Raw genomic sequence first — 16210 nt, 5'->3', positions numbered from 1 at the left:
TTGGATTAATCTTTTATCTAGGCTGATACATTTTTTCCAAATTTGGGTGACCTAATGCTGCCTTTAATCTCGACTATTGTTCACTATGCTGGTTTCCAAGTGCCGTGAAAACCGATAGGCACAATTGCAGGCAGTGCCAAGCGACACACGGGTTCATAGTCTAAATGATCTGCATCGAAAATCCACACTTCACTAGCATTGATGGCGTCGTCATAAACAACGGTTAAAATCCAACCTTGATCAGAATTTTGGGCATCAGGCGCATAAATCGGTTCCATCGGATAGCGCTGAGCACCCAAATTCGCTTCAGTGAGAGTCCCGGTTTGGTGATCAAAGCGGGCGATCGCGTCGTAAACTTCGCTTTGCACATCGGTTGCTTGACAATGAATTGAAAGATAGGTGTAGCGCGAAGGTTGCCCCAGGTCTTGCGGTTGGGTTACAGGAAACTCACAGCTTCGGTCTAATACTTGCTGATTTTCAAGCACGTTGCCGAGTATCGGGTCGAGTCGTAAGTGCCACAGGGTCGCCACGGCAACCGTTTGAGTCGAGCCGGTAGAAACTTCCCTCAAGCGTTGATTGGTTTGAAAGTCTGGGTAGCGGCAAATTTCAATCGTAATGGAACCATCTAGAAGCTGATAGCCATTACCAAAATGCCATTGATACCAAGGGTCGGTAGTCGTTCTGCTGACGACTTCGAGAGTTTCTTGATCCACCACGAGGATTTCAGTGCCTTTGTCGGGCTGCCACAAGAGTGCTTCGCTGTAGCTTTTAATGCGGGCAAGCAGTGGCAAAACATCCAGGCGAACGGGTGGGATGCAAAAGACCAAATATTTTCCAGCGATCGCAAAGTCATGAATCAGCGACAGCCCGCTCAGCGGAATCGCGTTTTGTCGCTGAATCTTACCGCTAGCATCGCTGCAATAAACATGCAGCAAACTTTTTGCACCCGTGCTCACCCCAAAGTTGAAAATAGCTCCCGTTTTTGGATCGCGCTTAGGATGAGCCGAGTAGGGACGCTGTTTCAATCCATCCAAATCGTCTAAACCAACTGTTTCCAGAGTATCCAGCGTCAGAGCGTGTGGTTTGCCGCCCTCCCACAGTGCCAAAAGCTTATCGGGCAACGCGATTACAGAAGTATTCGCTACATTTTTCACATCTTTATTAAATCGCTGCCAAAGTGGACCCGATGGCACCATGCCATAGCCAGCCAGGATCAGCCGCCCCGCTTTTTCTTCGAGTTGATACCCTGCTGTTTGCACATAGCGATAGACCCCAGTTGCCCCAGCATCGGTAAAGTGAATGCCCAAAATGCCACCATCTCCATCAAACCAATGCCCCATGCGCTGACCACCGCGTTCGAGAGTGGCGGGACCGTTGCGGTACAGAGAACCGCGCAGCCCAGCAGGAATGGCACCGGATAAAACAGTCAAGGAGGTAGGCGAAAATTCTTGGGCGGGTTGAAGAACGGCAGTTGCCCAGGCGGGAGTTTGCACAGGTCGAAGTGTGGCTGTCATGATAGTGGCTCCTAACGTGATGCAGGACAGGGGTGGAAACGTAAGGTAGTTGAAGAAATCACGTGAGATCGCTTTTGATCGAGCTATTAAAGCAAGCTCAGTCAGTTGCTCTTCAACGTGCAATATGCAATTAATTGCACTAACGATCTCATATTATGCGATAATTTGCATATGTCAATAGTTGCATATCATTTTGTATTTGGCTAAAACGATGGCACTCGCTCATGCGATTCTTGCGCTTTTACTGGAGAGTCCTTTCACAGGTTATGACTTGACTAAAACCTTTGCAGGCTCCATTGGCAGCTTTTGGAAAGCAACGCACCAACAGATTTATCGAGAGCTTGCCAAGCTAGAGGCGCAAGCCTGGGTTACCGTCGAAACTATTCCCCAAGCAGGTCGCCCCGATAAAAAGCTGTATAGCATTACCAATTTGGGGCGACAAAAGTTTGTGGCATGGGCAAACCAACCCTGCGATGTCAGCGCTGTGAAAGAAGAGCTTTTGGTGAAAGTGTTCGCCGGGGTGATCGTGGGTGCAAAACCCATTTGTCAGGAAATTCAGCACCATCGTCAGCTTCATGCCGCAACCTTGGCAAATTACCGCCAAATTGAGCAGCAATTTTTTGCTAACTGCGATCGCCTTTCCAGTGAACAAACCTTCCCCTACTTGACTCTGCGGCGCGGCATCCGCTATGAGATTGACTGGATTGAATGGTGCGACGAAGCACTTGAATGTTTAAGGAAAGGCGAGGGGTAAGGTGCGAGCGACGAATAACGTTCGCGTAGCGTCTCCGTAGGAGATATAGCAAATTCAAAACTCCAAACTCCGCATTCTGAACCTCGAACTCAAAACTCAAACTTAAAACTTAAAGTCATGCCCAACCAACCTTTTTACATTGTGGACGTATTTGCAGAAACGAAGTATGCGGGGAATCAACTGGCGGTTTTTCCGCAAGCGGGCAATCTTTCCACCGCGGAAATGCAGCAGATTGCGAAGGAACTCAACTTTTCGGAAACTACGTTTATCACTTCGTTAGAGCTAGAAGCGGACGGCTATCCCGTGCGGATTTTTACGCCCGTGCAGGAGTTGCCGTTTGCTGGACATCCCACCCTAGGAACAGCGTTTATTTTGCAGCAGCGAGTCGTTCAACAAGCGGTGGAAACGGTTAATTTGAATCTCACTGTGGGGCAAATTCCGGTTCAAATTTTCTATGCGAATGGCTTGCCGGAAATGCTGTGGATGAAACACAATCCGCCAGTTTTTGGTCAGACCATTGCGCCCGACGCGATCGCGCCTGTCCTGGGTTTGGAAATCACCGACATAGATCCAAGCGTCCCCATTCAAGAAGTGTCAACGGGCGTTCCTTTTATTATCGTGCCGCTCAAAACCTTGACAGCATTGCAGCAGATTCAGGTAAATCGCGATCGCCTGCCTGCTCTACTCGATCCCCTCGAAGCTAAGATGATCTTTTGTTTTTGTCCAGAAGTCCGCCATTCCGCCAATCACTTCAGCGCTCGGATGTTTGCTCACTATCTCGGTATTCCCGAAGATCCAGCAACGGGTAGTGCCAATGGCTGTTTTGCAGCTTATCTAGCGCAGTATGAATACCTGGGAACGCCGACAGTTGATGTACGAGTTGAGCAAGGCTACGAAATTGGCAGACCATCCTTAATTTTGCTAAAGGCAGAAAAAACAGAGGCTAGGATTGATGTATCCGTGGGCGGCAAAGTGATTTTGGTGGCTCAGGGAGAGTTTGTTTAAGGGCGAGTGGCATGGTGGCAGAGAATGACCTGAAAGATCGGGTGCGATCGCACCTGCTAGAAATTGTGCGAGAGCGTGATCCTTATCTGGCAACGGCTGGGCATTTTTACGTGCAGCAGTATATTCACGATCAGCTTCAGCAGTGGGGCACCGTTGAAAAACACACCTTCAGCCATCGCGGACTCACCCACACCAATCTAGTGTTAAATCTGCCAGCGCAGCCAAAAGCCCATCAGCCACCGATAATTATTGGTGCCCACTACGACGCGGTGCCCGGAACCGTTGGAGCAGATGACAACGCCAGCGGTGTCGCCGCCTTGCTAGAGCTGGCACGCCTGTTTGCCGCCGATCCCGCTCGACACCCTGTGCGCCTGATTGCCTTTGACTTGGAAGAATATGGCATGGTGGGCAGTCGTCAATATGCAGCAGAAATGCGTCAACAAGACCAACCCTTGAGGCTGATGCTGTCTTTAGAGATGCTGGGGTATTGCAGCAAAGAACCCAATTCTCAAACCTATCCGCCTGGTCTAAAGCAGTTTTACCCCGATCGCGGCGATTTTATTGCGCTCATTGGCAATGCATCTACCATTCCCGATTTAATGCATCTACACCGCGCCATTTGCAAAGTGGGAACCTCAGTCCAGTGGCTTCCCGCAGGAGTGGCCGGGCAATTCATTCCCTCTACGCGCCTGAGTGATCATTCCCCCTTTTGGGATTGTGGCTACCGGGCGATTATGGTTACCGATACGGCATTTATGCGAAATCCTCACTATCACCAACCTAGCGATCGCCTAGAAACGCTGGATCTAGACTTCCTTGCAGGAGTTTGTTGGGGGCTCTTTCAAGGACTACAAAAACTGTAAGACACAATAAAACCTATAGGGCACAATTGAGACTGAATCAATCGGGTGAGCCGCACAATCGTTTATTAAGCCAACCTCGTCACTTATCCAAGGCAACCGCATGACAGAAATCAATGGTGTGATGATGCAGTATTTCCAGACACATGTTTCTAACGATGGAACGCACTGGGATACCCTGAAAAATCAGGTCAAGGATCTAGCGGACGCGGGGTTTACAACACTTTGGCTACCTCCTGCCTACAAGGGCAGTGACGGCATTCAGGATATGGGCTACACTGCCTATGATTTATTTGATTTGGGCGAGTTTGATCAAAAAGGAACCATTCGCACCAAATATGGCACTCGTGATCAATATCTAGCGGCTATCCAAGCAGCCCATCAGCAAGGGATGCAAGTGTATGCAGATGCCGTTCTGAGTCATAAAACGGGGGGAGATGGGGCAGAAGGGGTAGAGGCGATCGCAGGGCGGATAGACGATCGCCAGTGGGAATTTCGCGACGTGATCCTGACGGGAACGATACCCAGCCAAATCATCAAAATTCTCAGCCAGTTTACGTTTCCGGGTCGTAACGGTAAACATTCCGACATGACCTGGCACAAGCGACATTTTGACTGTGTTCATCACAACCTAGATAAACCGGGAGATCGCACCCTTTATCGCCTCAAAGACAAGGAATTTGAAACAGAGGTTGATCCGCGTCATTCTTTGCCGACTTTTTCAACATCCTGCGCGATCGACACCACCCATCCCAAAGTGCAAGAAGAATTGAAATACTGGGGCGAATGGACTTTAAACACCACAGGCGTGAATGGATTTCGGCTGGATGCGATCGCTCACGTTCGGGCTTCATTCTGTGTTGAATGGTTGACCCATATCCGCCGCTTTGCCAACCGCGAAGTGTTTGCCGTTGGAGATTACTGGGCGGATGACGTGGAATCACTCCATGAGTTTATTCATCAAACCAACGGGCAAATCTCCCTGTTTGATGTACCACTACACTACAACTTTCATCGCGCTAGCCGTGCCAGTGGGCATTTCGACATGCGTCGCATTTTGAACGGCACCTTAATGCGAGAGCAGCCTAGCTTGGCGGTCACCTTTGTAGAAAGCCATACCTCCCAACCATTACAACTGCTGGAATCGGTAGTGGAACCCTGGTTTAAGCCCCTCGCCTATGCGCTGATTCTGCTGCGCCAAGAAGGCTACCCCTGCGTGTTTTATGCTGACTACTATGGAGCGCATTACTACGATAAAGGGCAAGACGGTACAGAGCATGAGGTTTGGCTCAATAACCACCGCTGGTTAATTGACAAGTTTCTCTACGCTCGTCGTCACTTTGCTTACGGTATCCAGTATGACTATTTTGATCATCCCGATTGCATTGGTTGGACGCGCTTAGGAAATTCTCACGAGTCTAAGGCAATGGCAGTATTGATGAGCGATGGTGCAGGAGGCCGCAAGTGGATGGAAGTTGGCAGGTCGAATGCAGTTTTTCGGGACATTACTGAGCATGTTGCTGAATCCGTTCGCACGAATGAACATGGCTGGGGAGATTTTTGCTGTAATGGTGGCTCAGTATCCGTTTGGATAGAAGGAGAATGATAGGATGCTGGTCAACGATGGCGTGTTGGCTGAGTATTTGTGAAATCTAGAGTTGTTCAATGGCTGCCAGTGTTGTCTCCGGTGATGGCGATCGCAGTGGCGATGTTGGTCGGAGCTGGGTTAATTGCGATCGCGGGAGTTAATCCCATCAAAGCCTATGCGGTTTTGTTTAGCGAAGCCTTAACTGATTATTACGGCTTTGGAAATACTCTCACCAAAACAGCCCCCTTGCTTCTGACCAGCTTGGGGGTTTTGATTGCCCTCAAAGCGGGTCAGTTTAACATTGGGGGTGAGGGTCAAATTTACATGGGTGGGTTAGGCAGTGCCTTAGTGGGGCTATATATTCACGGGTTGCCCAGTTTTATTTTGGTGCCGCTTGCCTTATTCAGTGGCTTTTTGTTTGGCGGACTGTGGGGTTTGATTCCAGGCTATTTGAAAGCAGTGCGCGGCGTGAACGAGGTGATTACGACCTTGATGTTGAACTACATTGCCCAGAATTTGATTAGCTACTTGGTGAGTCATCCCATGATGGAAGCTAATGCTCCCAGTCCTTTCAGCCCACCAATTAATGTGGCAGCTCAACTGCCAATTTTGCTGCCCCAAACCCAAACTCATGCTGGAATTTTGGTGGGGCTACTGGCAACGGTCTTGATCTGGTTTGGATTTGCTTATACGCCTTTCGGGTATCAAATTGAAGCTGTGGGACAAAACCCAATCGCGGCTCGCTACGCGGGAATTTCTGTTTCACGCACCGTTATGGCTGTTATGACTCTGGCGGGTGGCTTAGCAGGATTGGCAGGAGCAGGCGAGGTTCTAGGTTTGAAATATCGCCTGTTTGAAAATTTCTCACCGGGCTATGGCTTTGACGCGATCGCGATCGCCATTCTGTGTCGCGGCAATCTCGCAGGCATCGTCTTAATTTCCTTGTTCTTTGGTGCCCTTCGCAGCGGTGCCAATGTCATGCAGCGCAGCGCCGGAGTGCCTGTTACCGTGGTCTATGCCATTCAAGGTTTAACCGTGCTGTTCATCGCTATTAGCTTAACGTTGGAACGAAAAGAAGAATGAATATCAAAGCGAAGAGGTGAGCTTGGAGTTCAAAGTTTCAAGTTCAGAGTTCGGGGTTTGAAGTTTGAAGATTTGAATTTGCCATTCGTCAATTTCTTATGAACAACATTGCTTTCTTTTCTGACTATCTGGCTGCGAGTATGCGCTTGTCTGTACCGCTGGCGTTTGCGGCGTTAGGAGGATTGTTCTCTGAGCGATCGGGCGTTTTGAATATTGGGTTAGAAGGCATGTTGCTGACCGGCGCATTTGTGAGCGCGGCGGTAACGTTTTATAGCGGCAACGTGTGGCTAGGTGCAATGGCAGCAGTGATGGCAGGTGCCTTGGTGGGGTTGCTGCACGCCTATCTCAGTGTGACGCTACGCGTGGATCAACTGGTGTCGGGATTGGCGATTAACCTCTCGGCAGCAGGGTTAACAGCATTTGGATCGCGGTTGGTGTTCACTGCTGAAACGACTCAAAAGCTATCTGGAATTGGCGCGATCTCTGTGCCAGGGCTGAGCCAAATTCCGTTCATCGGCTCTTTGTGCTTCAATCAAGATGTGCTGGTTTATGGATTGTTTGTGTTAGTGCCATTGACAACCTATCTGTTGTTTTACACCAGTTTAGGATTAACCCTGCGCGCCGTGGGTGAGTATCCCCGTGCCGCAGACACAGCAGGCATTTGGGTAGGCTGGGTGAGATATAGTTGTGTCATATTAAGTGGTGGTTTAGCGGCATTGGGCGGCGCTTATCTAGTGCTAGCGCACGTAAAGTATTTTACTGAAGGCATTAGTGCAGGAAAAGGCTACATTGCCTTAGCAGCATTGATTTTTGGCAGATGGCATCCTGTGGGTACGGTATTAGCCTGTTTTCTGTTTGGCGCTACAGAAGCGCTACAGCTTAGAGTGCAGGCGTTTAACCTAAATATTCCCTACCAGCTTTTGACAATGCTGCCCTATGTCACTGCATTGCTGGCATTGGTTGGCTTGGCAGGTAAATCCACGCCCCCGGCTGCATTAGGAATTCCTTACACCAAGGAAGGTTTAAAGAGGTAATAAAAAATGATGAATGATGATGGGTTAAAAACAAGGACAAAGGCTAAGCGGAAGGGGAACTAATCCTTTCCTTTATAATTGTGAATATATAATACAAGCTCTATCCGTGCGAAGTTGCAGCTTACGTATATTTAGAGTGAGAAGATTTAGCCTTGAGTGCAGGATGTGAAAGCGATCGCGTCTTTTATGCATATTTTTTCTAGATGAGCCTGTTGATTAAAAAGCTATCGCAAAAAACATTATGAACTATCTGCTTGTTTTATCTCTTGGATGGGTAGGGGCGATCGCGATGACTGCTACCGCTACAGCCCAAGAAAACTATCCATCAAGGCTTCAGGGACGCTCCATCGATTTTTTGACCCCTCAGCCGCTTTCTACATGGCAATCGGATCCTGCTATCCCAAATAAAACCTTGACTCAAACTAGCAAGTTGGATGATGTGGCAAAATCAATTCAATCCAGGGTTGGCAAGTCCTCTTCGACCGGAATTGGGATTCCTGAGGATTTGATTCGTACCCCAACTCGGCCCTCCAGAGACGAAAACCCCCTTGGCTTTTTTCAGGTTTCTCCACCGACTCCCAGTTTGGGCGTTAACTTGAAAGCAGATTAACGAAATCTAGTTTTTATCCAAACAATTTGAGGTTCGCTCAGATTTGAGCCAAATCATCTCGTCATTCGGCAACACACTAAATTATTATCTTGCACAGTCTAAGCATTGTCCCTGACCAAGCATTGCTGGTTTACCGCAGACAATGCAAACGTCGAGTGGGATGTAAACCCTAGAATTTATTGCTTCTTTCTCATCAACTATTTCTGTCTCGTCAGTAAAGCTAGTACTTCTTTGTCGTAAGCGTTTAAGATCCTTCCGTACCTCAATAAGGTCTGAATTCTTATTTTGGTAGGCTCTTTTTAGAGATTGATTATCAGATTTAAGTTGTCCGAGGGAAGCATTCTCGCGCATTAGCCTTTTCTTCTCATCTTCCAAGCCAACTATTGCTGAACTCTGTTTTACCAACTTTGACTGTAAGTCTCCAAATTTCTGGTGCAAACCATCGAGTTGATTTATTAAGTGTTCAATACGTTTATCCTTCTGCTTTAAAGCTTCATCGGTCTTCTCTTTATACTTGTTATGAAGATCTGAACACCTTTTCTGAAGATTTGAGACAAGCTGTTCGTTATCAGTACAAAAATTGATTGCCCAAAGCGCTTCATAATTGAGATCTTTTTGCGAAGAGGTAATTTCCCAAACATGATTTGAGCGTAGCCAATCACATGTCTTATCAACATCCATAGCTGGAGCAAGTATAAGCTCACAGACAAAGACAGACTTTGTTATGACTGTCAGATGAGGCGATATTGTAGACATGATATTCAACCCATAATTGCTGAGCTAGAGCGGCTCAGATGCCATATTCTATTGTTCCCGCCTTGACTATAGGCATAACAACTACCGCACTTTCTAAGACCAGTAAGTAAAAATCCGCACTCTGCTATGTGTTCTCTAAAGCCCCTTTTCGGAAGAAATTATGTCGCCTTGCAAAGAAAATCCCTAGTCTTATTCCACGAAGCTGAAGACAAAACGATCCTGTGTAACTGCATTTTAGAAACGCGACAGGCTTGCGGTAGGTGGTACTGCATTTATTAGTAGAATTCAATGTCGACCAACATGCAACGGAAATGACAAAGCAACTAGCCGCCACAAATAGCTGATGTGATCGTCTAAAACTAGCGCTATTCCATGCGTCAGAAACTATTCTGCTGCTTTTTTAATGTCGATTTTTCGGTGGGCGATCGTGACGTATCAACCAATAGGAAGACAAAACCCATATTCAGCAAAGTGATCTTCAGTCTCTAGACTGATGAACTAACTAGCCGATTTCAAGTAAAAAAGAGAATGTAAACAATAAAAGAGAAATCATTTCTTTCCTTTATCCATTCCAAAAACTGGTAATGATGAGAAAGGGGCTCAGAGCTAGGAAGTCATTTGATCTGTATCTAGGAAGATACCAAGCCAATGTACTTTTGCTTTTGAATTGATTTGGTTTCCTGTAAAAATTTCACATATATCCATCGGAGGAAATATCATGAACTCTATCCGTATTCATTTAAAGCAAGCAATCCGCACTATATTAGTCGCGTTTACCTGTGCAATCCTGGTTTTTTCAACTGCCTTTCCAGCCCTAGCAGGTGGTAAGACTGCACCTACTAGCCTTACAAAGGGTGAGGCTCCATTGACCGACATTATCGATAAGTCAGAAGATATCATCCAAAATGGTGTGCCTTCAATGGAACAAGTTCAAAAAACTGCAAATGAAGGGATTAACGAAATTCAAGGCAGTGCAGATATGAACAAAATGAGTCGCCCTTCCAACTCACGCAAAGCCGTTTCGATTGAAGAAAGAATTAAAACTGGGTTAGAGAAGGCTGAAGGGAAAGACTAATTAAATAGTCAAGCCATTTGCTGACACAGCCAATTAAATTCATCAAATTCTAGCTACAGACTTTCTATGGTCTGTAGCTTTTCGGTTTCTCTCTCATCGGTTTGATTTGCTTGAGCGAGTTTGAATTGATTACTAGGGTAATTTTTATGGAGCAACTCGCGTAAATGCTGTTTGCACTTAGCACTACCTAAATTTAGAGGTTTTAGAAGAGACCCTAATACGGTTTTTGCCCTCTAAAATTTCCTGGTGGATCGTAATTGCAAACCCACACTTCCCGACCGTTGCCGCGTGCCATGCCACATCCCACTTGTTTAGTGCTGCGCCAGACGATTTGCGTATAGTGACCACACATTTTTCCGGGTTTGCAAGTATTTGATGCATAGTTGTAATCGCTTACTTCATCTCCCCACATCTTCACTACTCGTCCTGGACTCAACTGTTGCCCAGAGGCGGATGCCAGGTTCTCGCCATAGCGTGAGTTTGTGCGGTGCTCAAATCGGTTTTCTTTCAGGAGCTTGTTTGCCCACTGCTGAGCAACGGTCGCCAACTGGGGCGACCAGGTTACGCTAGAAACTCCAGTCCGTTTACGCCAGTCGTTGTGAGCATTGAGCATCTGTTGAATGCCGACCTGACTTGATACGTCATACACTGTAGTGGCAAGCCCTTGTTTTTGAGCACTGGTGAGAGACTTAATCCGATCAGTTCCAACCCCTTTCTCGGTACTACCACTCTGGGTGTACTTCACGTCATAACGCACACCCGATTGGCTATTCCAGGCGTAGCCCACCAATAAAGCTTCTTGCCAGCGATCGCCCTGGCGCACATATACAGGTTTACCGTCTAACGGAAATGGCAGGGCGGGTTTTTGAGCGATTCCTGTCAGAAATCCGTTTTGCGGAGTTGCGTTAGGGATAGATTGAATTCCCGCTAAAATTCCATTAGCTGGAAGAGTAGGATTGATGTAAGCCGCTGATAGACCTACTGCGATCGCTGTGACTAACGAACCATATCGTTGTGAAATCATCTTTCTACCTGTCGCGAACGTCTCGTTCTTTTGAGTATGCCCAAGGACTTTAAGTTCCCTGTATCGCAGAAACTTTTTGTTCAGTCACACAGGTTAAACTTAGCCACTCGCCTTTGTCGCTATAGCTGCGAATGATTCGCTGGCGTAAATTGGGTTGAATCAGCCAGCCAGCCTCTAAAACAAAAGACTGCCCTGGTTTGATTTGCATGGGGCAGTTCGATGATGCGCCGTCGGGCAGTAGCACCACTTGAGCAGGCTGAAGACTTTGCGTGAACATGAGACGATTTCCATCAATCTCAGCGACAGAGGCGATCGTTTGACTGGATGCACCCGACCCGAATGAAAACCTTTGCAGTAAGCGATCGCCCTCTCGCTGAATTTGTAGCGTGCTGGAGAAAGTGTTGGGGGTGCGCCAATCGGCATACAGAGTCGTCGCTTCTCCCTGCCAGGTGCCGAGCAGGCCTTCCACAGTTAAGGGAGGACGTTCTGGAGTGGTCGTTCCAGCCAGATGCTCTCGAATTAGCGTCAGGCGATCGCATCGGCTGGCTTGGTCAAACAACTGCACCAGTCGCAAGCGGCGATCGCCGTGAACTAGGCCTAACTCTGCCCCAAATTCTGAGAAAGGAGCAAACTGAAGCGCCCCTTGGGAAAACGCCCCATCTTCAAAGAAGAGGATTCCGCGCCCCAAAGTGCTATATTCCAAAACCTTTTCACTCGGCTCTGGAGTGAGACGACGAATAATTTGACGGATGGTTTGGTTACCATTCAGTCCTTCCAAAGAAACAACCGTTGGTGTATCCTCCAATTCGTCTCCCTGCGCCGAAAAGCGAGTGAAGGAACCCTGCCACTCTCCCAAATTTTGAAGTAAACAGTCCCATTGGCTCATACTCATCGCATGGCAATCTTGCGAACGGCAAACAGACTGCCCATCACTCCAACTGAGCTACCTAAACCCAACAAGATGACGGCAAGAAATACGGTTTGGAAGGGGCTGATCTGCAACCCATGGGTCAGAAATTGGACAAATTCTGGCTGTTGAGCCAAGAGATGGTTGAGAAATTGTTGCAAGGCGGTCAGCAGGCTCCAAGAGATCGCGGCTCCGACCACGCCAAAGGTGACACCCTGCAAAATAAATGGCAAATAGATCCAGCTTGTGGTGGCACCCACCAGTTGCATCACTTCAATTTCGCGTCGTCGTGCCATGACGATCAGGCGAATGGTGGTGGTGATCACAGCGATCGCGGTCAGGGTTAGCAGCGTAATCACAACCGAACTAATCCAATTTAGCCCTTGGTTAAGCTGAGCGACTCGTTTGACGGCTTCATCCACAAATATCACTTCGTCAACTCCGGCGACTTGAGAGAGCTTTGCTGCCAGAATAGGCACACCAGCAGGAGATTTCGCTTTTACCTTAAGTTCATCAACCAGCGGGTTTCCTTCTAGTTGTTTCGTTGCGCCATTGATTTCTGAGATGCCTAATTCCTTAATTAAGGCTGTCCAGGCTACTTCTTTGGAAACCGCTTCCACCGCCGCTACTTCTGGCATTGCCGCAATGCTTGGCTTTAAATCAGCCGCCTGAATGCCTGTATCTAAATAGGCAGACACTTCTAGCTGGTTGCCAAATTGATTAAGCAAGCTTTCAAACTGCCAGGACGCTTGCAAACTAATGCCAAACAAAAACAGCAGTACCGCAATGGTGCTGATTGCTGCCCAGTTCATCCAGCCGCCGCGTCGCAGACCCAAAAAGGTTTCGCGCAGAAGGTAGTTAGTTTTTGTGAAAATTTGAAGCATCGTCACACTTTATCCCGAGGTCAGCGATCAACTCAAAAGAGTCGTGGTCTACGCTAGACGAAGATTGAGCGATCGTCAATAGATTAAAACGACGTGCAACTAATTTGAGGGCAATTTTTCTGGAGTGGGAAACGCTACTGTTACTACATCTCCAGCTTTGCCAAGCGCTTTTGCTTCACCCTGGTTAAAAGAAGCAACTACTGCGCCCGCGTTACCCGCCACGATTGAAATGCTTTTCTTTGCTTTCCAGGTGCGCTGTTCACCCTTATCTAAAGAGCCTTCATAGGCGACCTTGCCATCTACTGAAACTTCTAGCCAAGAACGTTCGGTCAAATTTAGATCGACTTGTACGGGCGACCCTGCCGAGGGCGCAACGATGGAACTAGGGGCAGATGATGAGCCGGATGACTTTGTGGTAGGCGCGTCGGTTGTCGTTGGATTAACAACAGCGGTTTTTGGAGGCTGGTTTAATAGGCTGAAGGCGATCGCACCTAAGGTAAGGGCTGCAATGCCTGCCCCTAGCCAAGGCAAAAAGGACAAACCGGGTTTGGACGATCTCTCTGGGCGTGATGGGCGATCGCTTTGCCGTTCGATTTGGGGTTCGGTTTGCGGCTCTATTCGTGACGGTGCAGGACGTGAAGCTGATACGGCAGGCTCAGGTTGCATCTCAGGCGCAGTGTGAGCCAACGAAGCAGGTTCAACATCAAAGGCATCGGAGATCATTACGCCATCTAAACCCAAGGCATCTGCATACCGACGAATAAACCCCTTGATATAAACGGGTTCGGGCAAGATGTCTAGCTGCGCTGATTCTAACGCCTGCAAAATACGTTGAGGAATGTAGGTCTGTTTGGCAATCTTTTCAAGGGAAATCTCTTGATGTTGACGTTGCTGATACAAGTACTCAGCGATTTCCTTCAACTGATCAACCTGAGTGGAATCCAAACCCTTCATAAATCTTTTGCGCTCCTGAGAAATCTGCGACAGCCCTGCTTGTGGCATTAAAACCTAAATGCTAATAAACCGTAAGATAGCGCAATCTATAAAAGGACATTCACAAAGCTTCTCTTATCCCTATTAAAGTAAAGAAATATAAAGCAGAGACGGAATGACGTCATTGTTACGGTTGCAGCAATGGATACATTAGCTTGACATTGCCCCTTTTAGTAGCATTTATAAATATCATCCATAAATATATAGTTCATAAATATATAGTTAGTGCAGGTAATCAGAGGGCGATCGCCTCCTTCAGTGTCCCACCCAACTGCTCGGAACTCAAGCATCCCTACTCTCTACCTTTCCTGCCTCCCGTCCCTGCTTCCTATTTCCTTACGGGTTCACGCTAATTCTGCTGACTGCTCTGCAATAGCTTTCATTAAAAAACCCACCAGCCATTCTTTGATGTGGTGGGTTGCGAGGCAATCGTCTTCGTTATAAGTGAGGATGGCATTGAGGTGAGCGCGATCGCCCGTACTGAGCCATTGAGCATACCAACAGATTGACTGAGCGCCATTGGCGGACGGATCACGCCACTCAAACCCTAGCCATCGGGCAATTTGCTTCAGGGCATAGCTTTCTACCGGCAGCGTCACCAATCGAGTGATCCGTTCATGCACATCTACGAAGCGCGCCAGCAGTGGTTTTATGTGCGAGTGGGGAGTGCCATACAGCTTGGCAAGACGTTCTACAGTTTGCACTTCAAACGGACAAAAATGAAAAATGGGTGCTGTAGGATAGAGCCTGAACAACTCTAATAACTGTTGCCAGACTAAAGCTTCATCTTCAGGACGCTCTGCCAGCAAAGCATGAAAGGTTTGCGTATTGGCATGGCGATCCACCACCACTACTCCATGTAAATAAATCAGATTTAAGGTTGGCTCGGCTTCTATATCGAAATAGAGTTCAATCGGAGCCGTCGGCAGCAATTCTGCTAAGAAATCGTGAGATTCATGAATAGGCAGTTCTAAATAATGATTGGCGTCATTATTACCGTTGGGGTAAAGGCTTTCTTCAATGAGCAGAGCGCGATCGTGCATCACAGAAAATGCTTGACGCACTAGTTTATGAGCCGCTTCTTTACCAAATCCTGGCAATGGCTCTAAATTGCTCGGTTTTGTTTCTGCTAAAGCTTTGACAGTCAGCAGGTTTAAGGCTTGCAACTGCACATAACGAGTCGGCGTCACACCGGGCAGCAAGGAAAGGTGGTAATCATTTTTGGCGATCGCGTGGCAAGAACTCAACCAATGGCACAAGCTACAGCGACTTCGCGCAATGAACACCTCTGGCTCCTGCTGCTGCACCAGCATTTGAGTGCATTCAGCTAAAATTTCTTGCATTCGAGGCAGCACTTCCCACAGATCTACTGAATAAGCTCCGCGATCGCGTAACATCAACCATGCCGTTTCCATCCACGATCCCTGCACCTCCGCCAGCACCATGGCATGAAACGCAACCGCCACTTGATATTCCAACTTGGGACGTTTTCCTAGTTTGATTTCCGTTGGCACATACAGCCAATCTCCAAAATCAGAAATACCTGGATGCTTCACGAGTAGATCAGGATTGCTCTTTAAAGTCATCCCGTTCTCTGTCTCAGTTATTAGCACTCCTTGATGAATGCGCTCAACCCCTTGACGCATCAAATCCAGTGTTGCTGCCGCTGCCGCTTGCCAATCTTTAGCAGGGTGAGCCGGTTGCACAGCCGGTTGATTAGATAATAAAGTTCGCTGATTTGCTTGGCTGTCTTGGACCAGTTTTAAGACATATTCGTTTGTAGAATCTCGTTGGTCAAGATCCCCATATACGTCCAAGTAAGCCCTTCGACGACAGCGTTGATAATTGATTAACTGCTCTGCGTCTATCAGCATGCCTTCACGGTAACAGGAAACAGTCCTAATTGTTTGTGGTGCCGGAGAAACATGATGCAGCGCAAATCAAAAAAGCATTTCACCAAGGAAGCACTTTTCTAGACTAGAAAAACTGGCAAACTAATCCTCTATTGTAAAAGCACCTGAAAAAAGATTGCTGGTTAAGACTTGCTAAAATTTTGAAGAAGTTGAATTCCCTTTTACCATTTGAAATTGAAGCAGAAACGTTCAAAGTTCTTGCTCTTAACC

15 protein-coding genes are annotated in these 16210 nt (G+C 47.6%); 8 read left to right on the top strand and 7 right to left on the bottom strand.

Annotated elements, in window-relative coordinates; all coding sequences use genetic code 11:
• Positions 1 to 83: 83 nt before the first annotated feature.
• Positions 84 to 1514, bottom strand: a complete 1431-nt coding sequence (locus tag JOY44_RS03275) for a carotenoid oxygenase family protein (protein ID WP_171572301.1) — start codon at positions 1512 to 1514, stop codon at positions 84 to 86.
• A 211-nt stretch (positions 1515 to 1725) separates the two neighbouring features.
• Here JOY44_RS03275 and JOY44_RS03270 point away from each other — a divergent pair, with 211 nt between their 5' ends.
• The 7 genes from JOY44_RS03270 (at position 1726) to JOY44_RS03240 (ending at position 8448) form a co-directional block, all read left to right on the top strand.
• Positions 1726 to 2268, top strand: a complete 543-nt coding sequence (locus JOY44_RS03270) for a PadR family transcriptional regulator (RefSeq protein ID WP_171572300.1) — start codon at positions 1726 to 1728, stop codon at positions 2266 to 2268.
• 117 nt (positions 2269 to 2385) lie between these two features.
• Positions 2386 to 3273, top strand: a complete 888-nt coding sequence (locus JOY44_RS03265; protein ID WP_171572299.1) for a PhzF family phenazine biosynthesis protein — start codon at positions 2386 to 2388, stop codon at positions 3271 to 3273.
• Between the two features lie 11 nt (positions 3274 to 3284).
• A complete protein-coding gene (locus JOY44_RS03260; protein WP_171572298.1) occupies positions 3285 to 4136 on the top strand; it encodes a M20/M25/M40 family metallo-hydrolase in 852 nt (283 codons plus the stop codon).
• 100 nt (positions 4137 to 4236) lie between these two features.
• Positions 4237 to 5739: an alpha-amylase gene (locus tag JOY44_RS03255; RefSeq protein WP_171572297.1), complete on the top strand. Its 1503-nt coding sequence runs from the start codon at positions 4237 to 4239 to the stop codon at positions 5737 to 5739.
• Between the two features lie 39 nt (positions 5740 to 5778).
• The gene (locus JOY44_RS03250) at positions 5779 to 6804 is read left to right on the top strand and encodes an ABC transporter permease (RefSeq protein WP_197984918.1); all 1026 of its coding nucleotides are present in this window, start codon (positions 5779 to 5781) and stop codon (positions 6802 to 6804) included.
• A gap of 98 nt (positions 6805 to 6902) precedes the next feature.
• A complete protein-coding gene (locus JOY44_RS03245) occupies positions 6903 to 7838 on the top strand; it encodes an ABC transporter permease (RefSeq protein ID WP_171572296.1) in 936 nt (311 codons plus the stop codon).
• A gap of 241 nt (positions 7839 to 8079) precedes the next feature.
• A complete protein-coding gene (locus JOY44_RS03240; protein ID WP_171572295.1) occupies positions 8080 to 8448 on the top strand; it encodes a hypothetical protein in 369 nt (122 codons plus the stop codon).
• 84 nt (positions 8449 to 8532) lie between these two features.
• Here the strand turns inward: JOY44_RS03240 and JOY44_RS03235 are convergent, their stop codons facing one another.
• A complete protein-coding gene (locus JOY44_RS03235) occupies positions 8533 to 9129 on the bottom strand; it encodes a hypothetical protein (protein ID WP_203031925.1) in 597 nt (198 codons plus the stop codon).
• A gap of 793 nt (positions 9130 to 9922) precedes the next feature.
• Between JOY44_RS03235 and JOY44_RS03230 the strand changes: the two genes are divergently transcribed.
• Positions 9923 to 10279, top strand: a complete 357-nt coding sequence (locus JOY44_RS03230) for a hypothetical protein (RefSeq protein WP_171572293.1) — start codon at positions 9923 to 9925, stop codon at positions 10277 to 10279.
• A 214-nt stretch (positions 10280 to 10493) separates the two neighbouring features.
• Here the strand turns inward: JOY44_RS03230 and JOY44_RS03225 are convergent, their stop codons facing one another.
• The 5 genes from JOY44_RS03225 to JOY44_RS03205 form a co-directional block, all read right to left on the bottom strand.
• A complete protein-coding gene (locus JOY44_RS03225; protein WP_171572292.1) occupies positions 10494 to 11303 on the bottom strand; it encodes a pathogenesis-related family 1 protein in 810 nt (269 codons plus the stop codon).
• A 49-nt stretch (positions 11304 to 11352) separates the two neighbouring features.
• On the bottom strand, positions 11353 to 12189 hold the full coding sequence (locus JOY44_RS03220; protein WP_171572291.1) for a DUF3598 family protein: 837 nt from the start codon (positions 12187 to 12189) through the stop codon (positions 11353 to 11355).
• Positions 12190 to 12191: 2 nt separating this feature from the next.
• Positions 12192 to 13094 carry a cell division protein FtsX gene (locus JOY44_RS03215; RefSeq protein WP_171572290.1) on the bottom strand — a complete coding sequence of 301 codons (903 nt, stop codon included), beginning with the start codon at positions 13092 to 13094 and terminating at the stop codon, positions 12192 to 12194.
• A 99-nt stretch (positions 13095 to 13193) separates the two neighbouring features.
• A complete protein-coding gene (locus tag JOY44_RS03210; protein WP_203031924.1) occupies positions 13194 to 14048 on the bottom strand; it encodes a helix-turn-helix domain-containing protein in 855 nt (284 codons plus the stop codon).
• 383 nt (positions 14049 to 14431) lie between these two features.
• A complete protein-coding gene (locus JOY44_RS03205) occupies positions 14432 to 15961 on the bottom strand; it encodes a TM0106 family RecB-like putative nuclease (protein WP_171572288.1) in 1530 nt (509 codons plus the stop codon).
• Positions 15962 to 16210 lie beyond the last annotated feature (249 nt).

The sequence above is a fragment of the Leptolyngbya sp. Cla-17 genome, from assembly GCF_016807185.1.
GTDB lineage: Bacteria > Cyanobacteriota > Cyanobacteriia > Leptolyngbyales > Leptolyngbyaceae > ULC077BIN1.
This window is presented reverse-complemented; position numbering and strand designations above follow the sequence as displayed.